The following is a 15,145-nucleotide window of genomic DNA, read 5'->3' as shown; positions in this document are numbered from 1 at the left end:
AACCAGGACAAGATGAGAACCACCACCAAAATCGAGGAACTCGATATCTACGTCTGGGAAGGCAAGGCCGATATCGTCGACCGGGTTGCGCGCTGCATGGCGAGCTTCGACGTCGAAGTGATCCGCGCGGACGATATCTCGATCTCGCCTGAACGGACCGCGCTGCGGCCGTCGCTCGCCATCATCAGCGTTTCGGTGATCGACAGCGGCGCGCTGATCCTGCGCGACTGGCAGGCCGCGCACGGCATCCCGGTGGTCTGGGTCGGCGCCGCGCCGCGCGACCACGATCCGGCGATGTATCCGTCCGAGTATTCGCACATCCTGCCGCTCGACTTCACCTGCGCCGAATTGCGCGGGATGGTCATGAAGCTCGTGCTGCAATTGCGCGCGCATAGCGCCAAGACGCACGAGTTGGACGCGATGATCGCCAACTCGGAGTGCATGCAGGCGCTGCTGCACGAAGTCGACACCTTCGCCGACTGCGACACGAGCGTGCTCGTGCACGGCGAAACCGGCGTCGGCAAGGAACGCATCGCGCAACTACTACACGAAAAACACAGCCGCTATGGTCAAGGTCCGTTCGTCGCGGTGAACTGCGGCGCGATTCCGGACGGGCTGTTCGAATCGCTGTTCTTTGGCCACTCGAAAGGCTCATTCACCGGCGCGGTGGTCGCGCATAAGGGTTACTTCGAGCAGGCTGACGGCGGCACGCTGTTCCTCGACGAAATCGGCGATCTGCCGCTTTACCAGCAGGTCAAGCTGCTGCGCGTATTGGAAGACAGCGCGGTCACGCGAATCGGCTCAGCTACGCCGGTGAAACTCGACTTCCGGCTGGTGGTGGCGACCAACAAGCATCTGCCGCAACGGGTCAACGACGGCAACTTCCGCGCCGAGCTCTACTACCGGCTCGCGGTGATCGAGCTGAAGATCCCGTCGCTGGAAGAGCGGGGCGCGGTCGACAAGATTGCGATCTTCAAGGCGTTCATCGCGCAGATCGTCGGCGCGGAGCGGCTCTCTGGGTTGCCCGACCTGCCGTACTGGCTGGCCGACGCTGTCGCCGACATCTATTTCCCCGGCAATGTGCGCGAACTGCGCAACCTCGCCGAGCGCATCGGCGTGACGGTGCGTCAGATCGGCGCATGGGACGCGGCGCGTTTGCAACGGTTGCTGGCGCTCGCGCGCGCCAGCCAGCCGGTGCCCGCCGAGGGCGCCGCCGAGGTGCTCGTGGACCGCAGCAAATGGGACATGGCCGAGCGCAACCGCGTGCTTGCCGCGCCCGACGCAAACGGTTGGCGCCGGCAGGACACGGCGCTGTACCTCGGCATCAGCCGCAAGGTGTTGTGGGAGAAGATGCGTAAGTACCAAATTTTCGACGAGGAGCCCGAAACACGCGAAAGTGAGTAATAATGAGACGGTTGTGCTAAAACAAAAACTGTTCGAGCAGGAATTACATGGACCGAAAGTCGAAACTACGGCAGATTGCCCTGGCCGCATTGATCACGTTGGGGGGCGTGCAGGGCGTTTATGCGCAGACTCTGCCGGATAACGGGACGAGCGTTGGCGTCGTTTCCCAGCCGGGCACGACAACCGCGTTGTCGGCGGCTTCGCAGGCGCAGACGGGAGCGCTGACGCCGGACGAAGTGAAGCAATCCGCCGCGGGGAATGTGGCGGAATTGCAGCAGATGATTCACGGCTCGGATCTGAGCGAATTGCGCACGACGTACAACGGCAGCTACGGTGCGAGCTTGCTGTTTTACGGCAAGGAGATGACTTACTACGTCGCGCTGTTCCAGCAAAAGAATTTCTGGCGCGTCATCAAGACGCAGGACGCAACGCGTGCCGACATGATCTACAAGGATTTTGTCCGCCAGACACTGCAACTGTCCGACGTCGAGATTCGCCGCACGCAACTGGAAGCGCAAAAAGCGTTCACGGAACGGATGATCGCGTTGTCGCAGGACCGGGCAAACCGCTTGCAGGCTGACCTGGCTGTCGCGCGTCAGCAGCAGAACATTGTCACGAGCCAGCAGCAGCAAACCCGCGCCGAAGCGACGGCGCTGGCGCAGCAGAAGGCCGCGGCGCAAGACCAGCTGCGCGCAGCGCAGCGCCAGGTACGCGAGCTGCAGCGCCAGTTGGAATCGGGCTTGCCGTCGCACTGAAAGAGAGCGATTGAACCGGCAGGGACGGGAGCGGTAGCGGTTCTGGACGTACCGGGTCGGCGCGCTGAGCGCGCCGCCCGAAGACGCTCTAATGCCGCTTCTTCCCGGCCTCCGGCGAGTGCACGGCCGGCAAATGATGCGGATCCGTGACATCGACAGCAATCGGATCGCTAGCAGGAAAACTTTCCTCAAGTGCCTCATCGAGGCGACTATCAATGGACTCAGCGAGCGGCGCCGCTCCCTTGATCTTGACCTTGACATCGGATGCATGCGGCTTCGGCTTGGACATGACGTGCTCCGCCTCAAAAGTGTCGATAGTCCAGCATAGCGCAAAAGCCAAACCCACCGACGATCGGCCGAACGGCCAGGGAAGCATTTCCCCAACGCCGGTAAGCATTTCCTTCAAAAGAACAGCCCGCGCAATTAAAGAACGCGATTAAAAAAACGAAATTAAAACCGGGCCGTTCCACCTCGTCTTCCAGTGTGTCGCCAGACAAAAGACCGAAAGACAAAAGGCAAAGAGGAAAAAGGCAATAGGCTCAATGCCGGCCGCCATCGAGGCCGACAACAACCGCATGCCGCCCAACGGCATCTCCACAACGGGGCAGCGCAATAACAAGGCAGCGCGAAAACATGGAACCCAAGACCCCTGCACCGACGCGGCGCTTCAATGCGTCACACGTGGTGGAAGCTGAATTGGATCATCTGGATTGGGCAACGCGGCAACCGGCGCTGAACATGCTGGACGCCGGCTACTGGCGGCGCCGCGTGCTGGCGGTCAAATGCAGATTCGAACTGACGCAGCGGCAGATCATGCGGCTGGAAAAGATTCTGCAGCGGCTCGGCTATCCTTCGGACTAGCCTGCCGCTGCGTCAAAACAGCTTATTCGTTGCCGCCACCGTTGCCGCCGCCATGATTACCGTTGCCATGGTTGCCGCCCTCGCCGCCGCCCGTGCCGAACAGGCGCCGGCGGCGCGTCACGACCACCGGTCCATCTGACGGGCTGCCGCGCTCGGACGATGCCGGCCGGTCCGACGACGGCTGTGCGCCGTACGACTCGCGCGGTTCACGCGGTTCGCGGGACTCACGATGGTCGCGCGGTTCACGCGAGCCGTGCGGGCCGCGGGTGGTGTGCTCGCCGTGCGAAGGCCGTCCGGCGCGCGGCGCCGGACGCGTGCCGGTGTCGAGCTGGATCGTCGAGATCGCGCGCTTGTAGATGCCTTGCAGGCCGACAGGCGTGCGCAGCATCACCAGGTACTGATCGAACGACTCGATGCACCCTGTCAGGCGAATGCCGTTGACAAGGTAGATTTCGACGCGCTTTCGTTCCTTGCGCGCTGCGTTCATGAAGTCGTTTTGCGGATGCGATTCTGCGGATGCCATGGACAATTCAGGTTAGAAAGACGGTTGTTCGCCGCGATTCTACCCTGTGTGGGGGCGGAACGCGTCGGTGGGCGAACTGCGTCCACTATAACGGCTTGCGCGCACATAAGCATCTGATAACTATTGACTGTAACGTTGAGTTACGAATCTGCGGACGGATGGCGCTTTCCGTGGTGGTGCTGGCGCGCCGCGGGCTCGGATGGCGGAAAAGGATGGCGCCTGCCGGCGAACACACGGAATAAACCGGCGTCCGCTCGCGTTAAATCAACATGGCAGCGCTGCATTCCGCGCGCGGCCGACCGGGGCCTGGCCCCGCCGGCCGTCGGCTGCGCCGCTCGAAACGTCAACAGGAGACAGACTATGAAAGCAATCCGCATTCTTTCCACCGTGTTTGTGCTATTCGCGCTCGCGTTAGGTTCGCTCACGACGAGCGGCTGCACGTCGGCGACCGACAGCAGCGCGTCGAGCCCCAGCGGCGGCGGTGGTGGCGGCGGTGGCGGCGGCGGCGGCGGCTACTGAGCATTTGCACGCCGGGTGAAATTCGAAGCGGAAGTGATTTCGTGGCTCCCGCAGTTGCGCCGCTATGCGCGCGCACTGACGGGCGACCGCGCCTGGGCCGACGATCTCGTGCAGGATACGGCGGAGCGCGCGCTTGCGCGCTGGGCGGCGTTCCGGCCGAACAGCAACCTGCGCGCGTGGCTGCTGACGATCCTGCGGCATCTGTACATCGATCAGTTGCGTGGACGCCGCGAGATCGCCGTCGACGATGAAAGCGCGCCGTGGCGCAATCTCGAGGCGCCGCACGGCGAAGTCGACGGTCTGGTGCTGCGCGATTTGCAGCGCGCGCTGTATTGTTTGCCGGTCGAGCAACGGGAAGTGCTGCTGCTCGTCTGCGTGGAGGAGTTGACGTACCAGGAGGCGTCGAGCGCGCTCGGGGTGCCGATCGGTACAGTGATGTCGCGGCTGTCGCGCGCGCGTGAACACATGCGCGTGCTGCTAACCGAAGGTCCGGCGCGCAAAAACGCGCCGCTGAAAGTAGTGAGAAATCCCTGATGAATAACGACGACTACGATTCCGGCTTGCCCGAAGGGCTCGATCTGCGAGCGCTGTCGGCGTTTGTCGACGGTGAGTTGCCGCCCGCGCAACGCGCCGCGGTCGAGGCGCAACTGACGCAGCACTCGCAGGCCGCCGCGCAGGTGGCCGCGTGGCGCGCGCAGAAGTCGGCGTTGCAGGCGCTGTGCGGTGCGCCGGAGCGTGAGGAGCCGGCTTTCATCGTGGTGCGCCCGTCGTCGCCCTGGTGGCGGCGCGCCGGTCTTGCGGCGTGCTGGCTGGCGGCCGGCGCCGGTCTCGCGCTGGCGTTGGGGCCGCTCGCGCCGCGTCTGACGGGCGGGGCATGGGGCGGCTTCGGCGCCAATCCGGCCAGCTTTGCCCAGCGTGCCGACATCGCGTATGCGGTTTATACGCCCGAACGGCGTCATCCGGTCGAAGTCGCCGCGAGCGAGGAAGAGCATCTGATCAACTGGCTGTCCAAACGGCTGAACCGGCCGCTGTCGGTGCCGTCATTGCAGGAATACGGATATTCGCTGGTGGGCGGCCGGCTGTTGCCCGGCGAAGCGGGGCCGGCCGCGCAGTTCATGTACGAGAACCGGAGCGGCGCGCGCCTCACGCTGTACATCACCGGCATTTCGCACGACGAAACCGCGTTCCGCCTGTTCCGCGACGGCAACCGGCGCACTTTCTACTGGGTCAGCGACCGCATGGGCTACGCCCTGTCCGGGCCGATCGCCGAAGGCAAGCTGCGCTCGATCGCAGTCGACGTGTGCAGCGCCCTCGGCGGCAAGCCGGAATCGTGGCAGTAACGCCGCGAGCGCGGTCGCGCGCGCTAAACACGGTAAGCACGGTAAGAGGCAAGTGCCGGCTCGCTCGCGCGCGTTGCCGTTGCAACACGCAGTAACAAAAAGCCCTCGCGCCCGCGTGCCGCCGGCGGAATAGCGCCGCGCGGCGCTTCGTTTACTCGTTGCAGGACCGTGCCGCAGCGGCGGCGCGCAGGCGCGCGCACGGTACGGATACGGTCCGGAGCGAGGCAAACCGACGGGGTCTTCACGGTGTCGACCCGCCTCTCGCGAGTCGCAACGCCGACGCGTCGAGGCAGCAAGATCATGCTTACTTTCCATCAGTTCGGCACGGGGCTATGCTCCGGCGTATGTTGTCTGTGTCTGAGCGCCGGCTGTGCGGCGCAGTCCGATGCGAATGCGCCGTTGAGCGACACGCCGACGTGCCGCATCGTCGCGGGGCAGGTGGAAATCGACGGCGTCATGCAGCCGCTTACCGGCCGCGCGTGCCTGCAGCCGGACGGCACCTGGCAGATCGTCGAAGGCGATGGCGTCGCGCTGGCGTCGTATCCGGCGCCGGTCTATTACTACGACCCGTGGTATTGGGGGCCGCCGGTGGTGTTTGGAGGCGGCGTGTCGTTCGTCTTTGTGGACCGCTTTCATCATCATCATATGGACCATGTGCGTATGGGCGAACGCGGCGAGTGGCATGGCGGAGGGCATGGCGAGTGGCGCGGAGGCCACGGCGACTGGCATGGCGGCCATGGCGGCTGGCATGGCGATCTGCCGATGCAGGGAGCGGGCGGCATGACGCACGGCGGCAGTGGTGGGATGCGTCGTTAGCGTGCCGCCGCTGATTCGCCCGCTCATTCGCCACCCACACGCCACCCACACGCCGCTCGCACATAGCGCAGCAAAGGAGACGCTTTGACACGCAGCTTGCCGCCAAAAGTTTCAACCGCACAGTTCGACCGCGCGCTCGCCGGCTGGCGCGCGATTGTCGGCGACGCGCAGGTGGTGAGTTCGGCAGCGGGGCTCGCGGCATATCTCGATCCGTTCGCGCCTGGCGAGCGGGAAGCGTTTTCGGCGTCCGCGGCGGTACTGCCTGCATCCGTCGACGAGATTCGCGCGGTGCTGCGCATTGCCAATCAATATCGCATTCCGCTGTGGACGGTCTCGACCGGCCGCAACTTCGCTTACGGAGGCGCGGCGCCGCGTCTGCCCGGCTCGGTAGTGCTCGATCTGCAACGGATGAACCGCATCATCGAAGTGAACGAGACGCTCGCCTATGCGCTGGTCGAACCGGGCGTCAGTTACTTCGACCTGTACGCACATCTGCGCGACAAAGGCTACAAGCTATGGGTCGATCCGCCCGCGGCGGGTTGGGGCAGCGTGGTCGGCAATACGCTCGAGCGCGGCTTCGGCTACACCGCGTATGGCGATCACGCGGCGTCCCAGTGCGGCATGGAGGTGGTGCTCGCCAACGGCGACGTGCTGCGCACGGGGATGGGCGGGATCGAAATCAGCACAGCGTGGCAGCTGTACCAGCCGGGCTACGGGCCGTCGTTCGACGCGATGTTCATGCAGTCGAACTACGGCATCGTCACCAAGCTGGGCGTGTGGCTGATGCCGGCGCCGCCCGCGTATCTGCTCGGCGAAATCCAGTTTCGTCACGAGCAGGATCTCGAAGCGATCGTCGACATTTTGCGGCCGCTGCGCCTCGATGAAACGATCCGCAATCACGCGGTGATCGAAGGCGGCCTGCGCCGCGCCGCGGGTTTGTCGTCGCGTCGGCAGTGGTATGAAGGCAAGGGCGCGATGCCCGAAAGCGCGGTGGTGGCGATGCTCGACAAGCTGAACGTCGGCCGCTGGAATCTGCATTTTGCGCTGTACGGTACCCCTGAATTGATCGACGCACGCTATGCGATCGTGCAGCGCGCGTTCGCCCGCGTCCGCGAGGCGAGACTCTCGGCCGCACGCTATGCAGGCGATGCGCAACCCGCCGCGGGCGGCGAGCGCAACCTCGCCGGCATTCCGGCGATGAGCGCCTTCCGCATGCTCGACTGGCGCGGCGGCGCGGGGGCGCACGTGGACTTCGCGCCCATCTGTCCGGCGACCGGGCGCGACGCGCTGCGCCAATACACGATGGTGAAGGCGCGCGCCGCGGAATACGGCTTCGATTACTACGGCGGCTTCACGGCGGGCGAGCGTCATCTGCATCACATCTTCGCGGCGATCTTCGACCGTAACGACGCGGATCAGGTCGAGCAGGCCGGCGCATTGTTGCGCTCGCTGATGAGCGATGCGCGCGCGGCCGGTTACGGCGAATACCGCGCGCATCTCGCGTACATGGATTTCGCCGCGGCGCAGTACAGTTTCAACGACGGTGCATTACTGAGGCTTTCGGAAACGATCAAGGACGTGCTCGACCCGAACGGCATCCTCGCGCCGGGCAAGCAGGGCATCTGGCCGGCGGCGTGGCGCGACCGGCGTGGCTATACCTGATGAGCGCGGTGTAATGGTGAAGTGGCGGTGAAGTGGCGCATTAAAGCAATGGACCGACGCACTTTCATGATGACAGGCGCATGGCTTTCGACCGCGGCGGGCGGCGTGTGGCCGTGGCTAGCGCATGCGGCTGCTCGCCCCCATACGCTGGCGGTGGTCGATTCCACCCTCGCGGCCGGCCCTGCGTTCGCGGATTACGTCGCGCGTATGAATCTGCCCGCGTTCGAAACGGGCGATGACATCGGCGCGCTCTGGTACGGGACGCTGGCGCCGCTTCTCAGTCAAACGCGCGCACAGACCCGGATGTCACTGATCGGTCTCACGCGCGCATCCGACTACTTCGTGCTCGCGCAGCTTGCAACCCGCAGCGCACACATGATCGAGCACAGCCACGAGCAGGGAGAGGGGCGCTTCGCGCATGTCGCCTTCGTGCTGGCGCCGCGTCTCGTTCGCTAGAACTTATAGGCCTTGTTCTTCGGATCGAACGCGGCGTCGTCGAACGTTTTCGGCGTAATGGTTTCGAAGACGATCTTCTCGAAGAGCCTGCCGTCGTTATCGTAGGACTCCACCGTGCGGAAATACGGGTGCCGCAGATCGAGCCCGAGCGTTTCCTTCTTCGCGTAGAACTTCGGCTGGCCGGTGGGCGATTCGAAGGTGAAGGCGATCACGCGTACGCCGTCGATCGTTTTCGCTTCCACCTGGGTCGAGCGGGGCAGGCCGGTCTCGATGTACTTCTTGCCTTCGGCGAGGTACTGATTGGCGATGAACTCGGTGCCGAGATCGCGCACCTGATGGTTCGATTGCGCACGCGCGAGCACACCGGTGGTCGACGTCCACAGCGGCATCACGTTCAGCAGGCCGCCGAGGTGGCCATACATTTCGTCGCTGCGTCTGGATTCGTCGTAGATGATTTCCTGGCCGGCGTGCGCGCCGTCGGGCAGCCACTTCGCGTAGATTCGCAGCGGGTCGTGCGCGATGCGCACCAGCATGTGATCGGCCTTGTCGGGCCACTGGCCGTGAATGCGTTCCGCGCGCGACATCGTGAACTCGTACGACGGATAGCCGTTCGGTCCTTCCTTGATGTAGCGCGGCAACGCGAGCGGATCGAGCGACTTGAAGAGCGCGACCAGTTGCGCGTCGTCGAGCTTGTCGAACGCGCCGCTTTGTTGCGCGGCGCGCAGCCACTTCACCTGTTGATCGAGCGTGAGTTTGCCGACCTGTGCGGATGGCGTGGCCGGCGCCTTGACGGTGCTGACTGTGTCGAGCGCGGGCGGCGTGTCGTCGTTCTGCGCAAGGGCGGGCGTGGCCGTCATGCCCGCCGCGCCTGCCGTCAGCACGCCGATCGATAGCGCACGCGCTGTAGTACGCGATATTGCACGCAGCGCAACGCACAATGAAGCGGCACGTAATGCAACCCGCAGCGAGACACGCAGCACGGCGGCGTCCGACGGCAAACCGGCAAGGCGCCTGAAGACCTGCGAGCGGCGCGAGCGTGCGGACGTGCTGTACTTCATGAATCTCTCCGAAAGAGTGTTGCGAGCCGGCGCGGCCGCGCGTTGCCTGTCAGGCAGGCTTTTGCTTCGCGAGTTCCTCGTCGCGCAGCGCACGGCGCAGAATCTTGCCGACGTTGGTTTGCGGCAGCTCGTCGCGGAACTCGACGAGCTTCGGCACCTTGTAGCCGGTCAGGTTCTTGCGGCAGTGGGCAATCACCTGCTCCTCGGTCAGCGACGCATTGCGCTTGACGATGAACACCTTCACCCGTTCGCCTTGCGCCGCATCGGGCACGCCGATTGCGGCGACTTCGCGCACGTCGGGATGCATGGCGATCACGTCTTCGACCTCGTTCGGATAGACGTTGAAGCCCGACACCAGGATCATGTCCTTCTTGCGGTCGATCAGGCGGATGAAGCCGCGCGAATCCATCACGCCGATATCGCCGGTGGCGAGCCAGCCGTCGGCATCGATCACCTTGGCGGTTTCCTCCGGACGGTTCCAGTAGCCTTTCATCACCTGCGGACCCTGCACGCACAGTTCGCCCGCTTCGCCGATGTTCGCCCACGTGCCGTCGTCTTTCCTGAAGCGCACTTGCGTGGACGGCGCGGGCAAGCCGATCGAGCCTTCGAAATCGCGCAGATTGGTGAGGTCGACCGGATTCATCGATACGATCGGCGAGCATTCGGTCAGCCCATAGCCTTCGATGATCGGCTTGCCGGTGACCGCTTTGAAGCGGTCCGCGACCGACTTCTGCATGGCCATGCCGCCGGCCATCGCGAGCTTCAGGTTCGAGAAGTCGCGCTTGCGGAATTCTTCGTTCTCGAGGAACGCGTTGTACAGCGTGTTCACGGCGGTGATGCCGGTGAATTTCTCGTGACGGATGATCATCATCACGCGTTTCATGTCGCGCGGATTCGCGATCAGGATGTTGCGCCCGCCGAGTCCCATGAAGATCAGTGCATTTACGGTCAGCGAATAGATGTGATAAAGCGGCAGCGGCGTGAGCACCGTTTCGATGTCGCCGCCCAGTTGGCGTTCGGACCACGCCTTCGCCTGCAACAGGTTGGCGATGATGTTCCTGTGCGTGAGCATCGCGCCTTTGGCGACGCCGGTGGTGCCGCCGGTGTATTGGAGGAGCGCGATGTCGTTGTGCGAAGGGCGCGCCGGCGTCAACGGCCGGGTGTAGCCGATCGCGAGTGCTTCGAGCAGCGGTACGGCTTTCGGCAGGTTGTACTTCGGCACCATTTTCTTCACGTGGCGCAGCATGAAATTGAGCAGACGCCCCTTCAGATTCAGGCCGTCGGCGAGCAGATCGCCGAGACCCGTGACGATGACGTTCTGCACCCTGGTGCCGGGCAGCGCGTCTTCGACCGTCTTCGCGAAGTTCTCGAACACGATGATGGTTTGCGCGCCGCTGTCCTTCAACTGATGCGCGAGTTCGCGCACGGTGTAGAGCGGATTCACGTTGACCACCACGGCGCCGGCTTTCAGCGCGCCGAACAGCGACACCGGATACTGAAACGTATTCGGCAGCATGATCGCGACGCGCTCGCCCGGCTTCACGCCGATGCTTTGCAGATAGGCGGCGAACGCCGTCGCCTTGCGGCCCAGTTCGCCGTACGTCATGTTCGCGCCGACGCTCACATACGCGACCCGCTCGCGAAACTGCGCGATGCAGTCGTCGAAGAACTGCACGACCGACTCGTATTGCCCGACGTCGATTTCGTGCGGCACGTCTGCCGGATACGACGCGTACCAGATGCCGTCGGTGTTCGGTGTGTGATTCGCCGCACTGGCCGAAGGCGCGGATGCGGCAGCAGGCGAGAACGGGGCTTGCGTGGGCTGGGTCATCGGTCGTCTCCTGAAGCAGTGGCTTCGTCTGTTTGTGTGCGTTCCAGAATCGCCACCACGCCCTGGCCGCCCGCCGCGCAGATCGATATCAGCCCGCGCGCGGTGCCGGCCGGTTTGTCGAGCTGCGCGAGCATTTTCGCGAGGCCGGCGACGATTCGCCCGCCGGTTGCCGCAAACGGATGACCGGTGGCGAGCGAGCTGCCGTTCACATTCAATTTTGCGCGATCGATTGCGCCGAGCGGACCCGGCAGACCGAGTTGCGTGCGGCAATATTCGTCGTCCTGCCACGCCGCAAGCGTGCATAACACCTGCGCGGCGAACGCTTCGTGGATTTCGTACAGATCGAAGTCCTGCAAGCTGAGCCCGGCGCGCGCCAGCATCCGCGGCACCGCATAGGCGGGCGCCATCAGCAGACCTTCCTGCTTGTCGACATAGTCGACAGCGGCGGTTTCGGACCAGCTCAGACAGGCCAGCACGGGCAGGCCATGTTGGGCCGCCCATGCTTCGCTTGCGAGCAGCACCGCGGACGCGCCATCGGTCAGCGGCGTCGAGTTGCCGGCTGTCAGTGTGCCGGCGTCGCGATCGAAGACCGGCTTCAGGCTGGAGAGTTGTTCGAGCGTCAGGTCCGGGCGCAGATTGTTGTCGCGCGCGAGGCCGCGGTACGGCGTCATCAGATCGTTGACGAAGCCGCGTGCATACGCGTCGGCGAGCCTGCGGTGGCTCTCGAAGGCGAGCACGTCCTGCGCCTCGCGCGAAATGTTCCAGCGCTTGGCCATCAGCTCGCAATGCTCGCCCATCGAGAGCCCAGTGCGCGGCTCGCCGTTGCGCGGCAGCAGCGGCTTGAAAAACATCGCGGGGCGCAGCTTGCTCAGCGCGCCGACGCGTTGCCCCGTGCTCGTGCCGCGATTCGCTTCGAGCAGGATCTTGCGCATCCGTTCGTTGACGCCGATCGGCGCGTCGGAGGTCGTATCGACGCCGCCCGCAATCCCCACATCGATCTGCCCGAGGGCGATCTTGCTGGCGACGAGGATCGCCGCCTCGAGGCCGGTGCCGCAGGCCTGTTGCACGTCGTAGGCGGGGGTTTCCTTCGCGAGCGTGGTGGACAGCAGCGCTTCGCGCGTCAGATTGAAGTCGCGCGAATGCTTGATGACGGCGCCGGCGGCGACTTCGCCGAGCCGTTGGCCGTGCAGGTTATAGCGGTCGATCAGGCCTTGCAGCGTGAAGGTCAGCATGTCCTGATTCGACGCGGTCGCGTAGGCGGTGTTCGAGCGGGCAAACGGAATCCGGTTGCCGCCGATGATGGCGACGCGGCGCACGGCGGGCAGCGGGTTGGACATGCTCGGCTCCTTTGGGGCGTTCCCTGGTTATCGAACTATTGAACTATTGAACGGTGCGAAAGATGAGTGCTTCGAGTCCGCGTTCTTCGGGTCCGTCTTCACTACAAAACGAATTTCACTCGGCTTCAATTCCATGCTGTTACGAAGCAGCGGACATGAAGCCGTGTAAGGCTCATTGCAGCATCCACTGCATGCGGCCGCGCAAATGCGGTTTTTCTCCGGCGATATCGCGCACTTCCAGCTCGCGCTCGATCAGCGAAGGCGACGCGCTCCAGAACGACACCTCGCCCGGCAGCAGCATCGGCGCCTTGAATTCCGCGCTGAGCGTGGCTTCGGCGAGCGGTTTCGGCGGTTGCAGCGCGGCGGCGGCGCGGGCCAGCGTCCACATGCCGTGCGCGATCGCGCGCGGAAAACCGAATGCTTTGGCTGACAGCGCCGTCATGTGAATCGGGTTGTAGTCGCCGGACACGCGGGCGTAGTCGCGGCCCAGCTGCGGCGGCAATTGCCAGCGCGACAGACGCTGCAACGCGGCGTGCTCGAGTTCGAGCGAGCCAAGCGGATTGCCGAGCGCCGGCACGCCGCGCTTCAGGTAGACGCTGTCGCCGTCCCACACCGCTTCGCCGCGCCGGTACAGGCGCGAATGCAGCACGAACGCCTGACCCTTGTCGTGACGCAGCAGCGCACCGAATTCGACTTCGACGCGCAGCACGTCGTTATGCGCGATCGGCCGTCTCAGCCGCACCTGATTGGCCAGATGCACGAGCCCGAGCGCCGGCCACGGAAACCCCGGGTCGGTCAGCATCAGCAGATGCAGCGGGAAGGCAAGCAGATGCGGAAAAGTGAGCGGCACGCCGTGCTCGGGAATGAAGCCGCACACCCGCGCGTAATGCCCGATCGCCGCCGGATCGAGCGGCGCGGCCGGGCGCACGAGGCGCAGAGCCGGCAGGTGCGTGTCGCGCCCACGTTTGACGAGGCCGGACAACGCGCGCGCATACAGCTTCGCCGGCGCGGGCAATTGCTCGATGACGACGGTTTTCGGACGCGCCGCGCTCGCTGCATGACCGCTCCTGAACGGATCACCAGGCTCGCCCATGGTCACGCTCCAATCAGACTTTGCCCGCACACGCGCACGATCTGGCCGGTCACGCCCGCCGATCCGGGATGCGCGAGCCACGCGACGGCCTGCGCGACGTCGACCGGCTGGCCGCCCTGGCTCATCGAATTCATGCGGCGGCCGGCTTCGCGAATGGTCAGCGGAATCTTCGCGGTCATCTGCGTTTCGATGAAGCCGGGCGCGACCGCGTTGATCGTGATGCCGCGCCCGCGCAGATGCGGCGCCATGCTTTGCACGCGGCCGATCACGCCGGCCTTCGAGGTCGCGTAATTGGTCTGCCCGAGATGGCCCGCGATGCCGCTGATCGACGACACGCCGATGATGCGTCCGCCGTCGCGCAAGGTGCCGGCCGCGAGCAACGCGTCGTCGATACGTTCCTGCGCGGACAGGTTGATGTCGATCACGCCGTGCCACGCGGCGTCGCTCATCTTGACGATGGTTTTGTCCCTGGTGATGCCGGCGTTGTGCACGACGATGTCGACGCCTTGCTCGTCGAGCGCCGCGGCGATTTGCGCGGGCGCTTCGGGTGCGGCGATGTCGAAGGCGAGGGCGGTGCCGTTCAATGGCCGCATGGTGGCGTCGAGTGCGTCGCGCGCCGCTGGAATGTCGATGCCGACCACATGCGCGCCTTCGGCGGCCAGCACGCTCGCAATCGCCGCGCCGATGCCGCGCGCCGCGCCGGTGACGACCGCGCGGCGGCCGGCGAGCGGCTGCTGCCAGTCGAACGCCGGCGCTGCCTCGCCGCCGGCGCTGATGCGCACCGCCTGACCCGACACATACGCCGAACGCGGCGACAGAAAGAACCGCAGCGTCGCTTCAATGCCGTTCTCCGCGCCTTGCCCGACGTACACGAGATTCGCGGTAATGCCGCGCCGCGCTTCCTTGCCGAGGGAGCGCGCGAGGCCTTCGAGCGCGCGTTGCGCGGTCCACTGGCGCGGGCTCGCGCAGGCTTCCGGCGGCCGGCCGAGCACGACGATGCGGCCGCACTTGCCGAGCGAGCGCAGGGTGTCGTGAAAGAACCCGTGCAGCGGGTCGAGCTGGCTGCTGTCTTCAATGCCGCTCGCGTCGAACAGCAGCGCGTTGAGCCGGCCGTGCGAGCCGGCGTCGGCTGCCTCGAAGCGGCCCGTCATCAGGCCGTGGCGATTCGCGAGCGGCACCCACAGCCCCGCGCTTTCGTGTGCAACGCTGGTCATGCCGATACGGGCGACGAGGCTGGCGAGCGCCTCCAGCAACTGCGGTTCGCGCCCCGCGCCAATCGCCACGAGGCCGTCGAACTCGGGCTGGTCCGCCCGATAGCGGCGCAGCACTTCGGGCTTCGGCAAGCCGAGCGAGCGCGCGAGGCGCGCGCCGAACGGCGAGTTGACGAAGTTCAGATAAGAATCGTTCATAGGGCGGCTTGCTCCGCTGGCCTCATCGGATGTGCGTCAGTTTGCATGCGTTGTGCGTTGGCAGGGGGCTTTTTTTGATGC

Annotated in this window: 16 protein-coding genes; 9 read left to right on the top strand and 7 right to left on the bottom strand. The window is 65.1% G+C overall.

All coding sequences use genetic code 11. The features are described from left to right. The first annotated feature begins 12 nt into the window (after positions 1–12). On the top strand, positions 13–1,404 hold the full coding sequence (locus tag AC07WT_RS12185; RefSeq protein ID WP_494947286.1) for a sigma 54-interacting transcriptional regulator: 1,392 nt from the start codon (positions 13–15) through the stop codon (positions 1,402–1,404). Positions 1,405–1,451: 47 nt separating this feature from the next. Further along, positions 1,452–2,159: a DUF2968 domain-containing protein gene (locus tag AC07WT_RS12180; RefSeq protein WP_494947285.1), complete on the top strand. Its 708-nt coding sequence runs from the start codon at positions 1,452–1,454 to the stop codon at positions 2,157–2,159. 88 nt (positions 2,160–2,247) lie between these two features. Here AC07WT_RS12180 and AC07WT_RS12175 read toward each other — a convergent pair whose 3' ends face one another. Next, positions 2,248–2,448: a hypothetical protein gene (locus tag AC07WT_RS12175; protein ID WP_494947284.1), complete on the bottom strand. Its 201-nt coding sequence runs from the start codon at positions 2,446–2,448 to the stop codon at positions 2,248–2,250. Positions 2,449–2,792: 344 nt separating this feature from the next. Between AC07WT_RS12175 and AC07WT_RS12170 the strand changes: the two genes are divergently transcribed. Further along, positions 2,793–3,020 carry a hypothetical protein gene (locus AC07WT_RS12170; RefSeq protein ID WP_494947283.1) on the top strand — a complete coding sequence of 76 codons (228 nt, stop codon included), beginning with the start codon at positions 2,793–2,795 and terminating at the stop codon, positions 3,018–3,020. 22 nt (positions 3,021–3,042) lie between these two features. On the opposite strand, the gene hfq is transcribed toward AC07WT_RS12170, so the two are convergent. Beyond that, positions 3,043–3,543, bottom strand: coding sequence for an RNA chaperone Hfq (gene hfq / locus AC07WT_RS12165; RefSeq protein ID WP_492591626.1), 501 nt, complete (start codon positions 3,541–3,543; stop codon positions 3,043–3,045). 360 nt (positions 3,544–3,903) lie between these two features. Here hfq and AC07WT_RS12160 point away from each other — a divergent pair, with 360 nt between their 5' ends. The 6 genes from AC07WT_RS12160 to AC07WT_RS12135 all read left to right on the top strand — a co-directional run bounded on the left by AC07WT_RS12160 (position 3,904) and on the right by AC07WT_RS12135 (position 8,336). Beyond that, on the top strand, positions 3,904–4,062 hold the full coding sequence (locus tag AC07WT_RS12160) for a hypothetical protein (protein WP_494947282.1): 159 nt from the start codon (positions 3,904–3,906) through the stop codon (positions 4,060–4,062). Between the two features lie 15 nt (positions 4,063–4,077). Then, complete coding sequence (locus AC07WT_RS12155) at positions 4,078–4,596, top strand: sigma-70 family RNA polymerase sigma factor (RefSeq protein ID WP_492591624.1); 519 nt, start codon at positions 4,078–4,080, stop codon at positions 4,594–4,596. Next, positions 4,596–5,402 (top strand): anti-sigma factor family protein, encoded by an 807-nt coding sequence (locus AC07WT_RS12150; RefSeq protein ID WP_494947281.1) that lies wholly within the window; start codon positions 4,596–4,598, stop codon positions 5,400–5,402. Before AC07WT_RS12155 ends, AC07WT_RS12150 begins: the two co-directional genes overlap by 1 nt. Positions 5,403–5,702: 300 nt before the next feature. Then, entirely contained in the window at positions 5,703–6,218 is a 516-nt protein-coding gene (locus tag AC07WT_RS12145; protein ID WP_494947280.1) for a hypothetical protein, read from the top strand. Positions 6,219–6,302: 84 nt separating this feature from the next. After that, the gene (locus tag AC07WT_RS12140) at positions 6,303–7,880 is read left to right on the top strand and encodes an FAD-binding oxidoreductase (protein WP_494947279.1); all 1,578 of its coding nucleotides are present in this window, start codon (positions 6,303–6,305) and stop codon (positions 7,878–7,880) included. Between the two features lie 48 nt (positions 7,881–7,928). Next, on the top strand, positions 7,929–8,336 hold the full coding sequence (locus AC07WT_RS12135) for a hypothetical protein (protein WP_494947278.1): 408 nt from the start codon (positions 7,929–7,931) through the stop codon (positions 8,334–8,336). Here the strand turns inward: AC07WT_RS12135 and AC07WT_RS12130 are convergent. The 5 genes from AC07WT_RS12130 to AC07WT_RS12110 form a co-directional block, all read right to left on the bottom strand. After that, positions 8,333–9,394, bottom strand: coding sequence for a DUF1571 domain-containing protein (locus AC07WT_RS12130; RefSeq protein WP_494947277.1), 1,062 nt, complete (start codon positions 9,392–9,394; stop codon positions 8,333–8,335). The two genes, AC07WT_RS12135 and AC07WT_RS12130, sit on opposite strands and share 4 nt — an antisense overlap. A 49-nt stretch (positions 9,395–9,443) precedes the next feature. After that, positions 9,444–11,225 (bottom strand): AMP-binding protein, encoded by a 1,782-nt coding sequence (locus tag AC07WT_RS12125; protein WP_494947276.1) that lies wholly within the window; start codon positions 11,223–11,225, stop codon positions 9,444–9,446. Beyond that, positions 11,222–12,562, bottom strand: a complete 1,341-nt coding sequence (locus tag AC07WT_RS12120) for an acetyl-CoA C-acetyltransferase (RefSeq protein ID WP_494947275.1) — start codon at positions 12,560–12,562, stop codon at positions 11,222–11,224. Before AC07WT_RS12120 ends, AC07WT_RS12125 begins: the two co-directional genes overlap by 4 nt. 172 nt (positions 12,563–12,734) lie before the next feature. Then, a complete protein-coding gene (locus AC07WT_RS12115) occupies positions 12,735–13,655 on the bottom strand; it encodes a MaoC family dehydratase (RefSeq protein ID WP_494947274.1) in 921 nt (306 codons plus the stop codon). A 2-nt stretch (positions 13,656–13,657) separates the two neighbouring features. Further along, positions 13,658–15,064 carry a 3-oxoacyl-ACP reductase gene (locus tag AC07WT_RS12110; protein ID WP_494947273.1) on the bottom strand — a complete coding sequence of 469 codons (1,407 nt, stop codon included), beginning with the start codon at positions 15,062–15,064 and terminating at the stop codon, positions 13,658–13,660. Positions 15,065–15,145: the final 81 nt, after the last annotated feature.

It is taken from the genome of Paraburkholderia sp. GW821-FHT02A12 (assembly GCF_059422005.1).
This window is presented reverse-complemented; position numbering and strand designations above follow the sequence as displayed.

What these genes read in the sequence shown, in the direction of transcription:
- AC07WT_RS12185 (WP_494947286.1), top strand. Translation starts at nt 13, where the DNA reads ATGAGAACCACCACCAAAATCGAGGAACTCGATATCTACGTCTGGGAA.
- AC07WT_RS12180 (WP_494947285.1), top strand. Translation starts at nt 1,452, where the DNA reads ATGGACCGAAAGTCGAAACTACGGCAGATTGCCCTGGCCGCATTGATC.
- AC07WT_RS12175 (WP_494947284.1), bottom strand. Translation starts at nt 2,448, where the DNA reads ATGTCCAAGCCGAAGCCGCATGCATCCGATGTCAAGGTCAAGATCAAG.
- AC07WT_RS12170 (WP_494947283.1), top strand. Translation starts at nt 2,793, where the DNA reads ATGGAACCCAAGACCCCTGCACCGACGCGGCGCTTCAATGCGTCACAC.
- hfq (WP_492591626.1), bottom strand. Translation starts at nt 3,543, where the DNA reads ATGGCATCCGCAGAATCGCATCCGCAAAACGACTTCATGAACGCAGCG.
- AC07WT_RS12160 (WP_494947282.1), top strand. Translation starts at nt 3,904, where the DNA reads ATGAAAGCAATCCGCATTCTTTCCACCGTGTTTGTGCTATTCGCGCTC.
- AC07WT_RS12150 (WP_494947281.1), top strand. Translation starts at nt 4,596, where the DNA reads ATGAATAACGACGACTACGATTCCGGCTTGCCCGAAGGGCTCGATCTG.
- AC07WT_RS12145 (WP_494947280.1), top strand. Translation starts at nt 5,703, where the DNA reads ATGCTTACTTTCCATCAGTTCGGCACGGGGCTATGCTCCGGCGTATGT.
- AC07WT_RS12135 (WP_494947278.1), top strand. Translation starts at nt 7,929, where the DNA reads ATGGACCGACGCACTTTCATGATGACAGGCGCATGGCTTTCGACCGCG.
- AC07WT_RS12130 (WP_494947277.1), bottom strand. Translation starts at nt 9,394, where the DNA reads ATGAAGTACAGCACGTCCGCACGCTCGCGCCGCTCGCAGGTCTTCAGG.
- AC07WT_RS12125 (WP_494947276.1), bottom strand. Translation starts at nt 11,225, where the DNA reads ATGACCCAGCCCACGCAAGCCCCGTTCTCGCCTGCTGCCGCATCCGCG.
- AC07WT_RS12120 (WP_494947275.1), bottom strand. Translation starts at nt 12,562, where the DNA reads ATGTCCAACCCGCTGCCCGCCGTGCGCCGCGTCGCCATCATCGGCGGC.
- AC07WT_RS12115 (WP_494947274.1), bottom strand. Translation starts at nt 13,655, where the DNA reads ATGGGCGAGCCTGGTGATCCGTTCAGGAGCGGTCATGCAGCGAGCGCG.
- AC07WT_RS12110 (WP_494947273.1), bottom strand. Translation starts at nt 15,064, where the DNA reads ATGAACGATTCTTATCTGAACTTCGTCAACTCGCCGTTCGGCGCGCGC.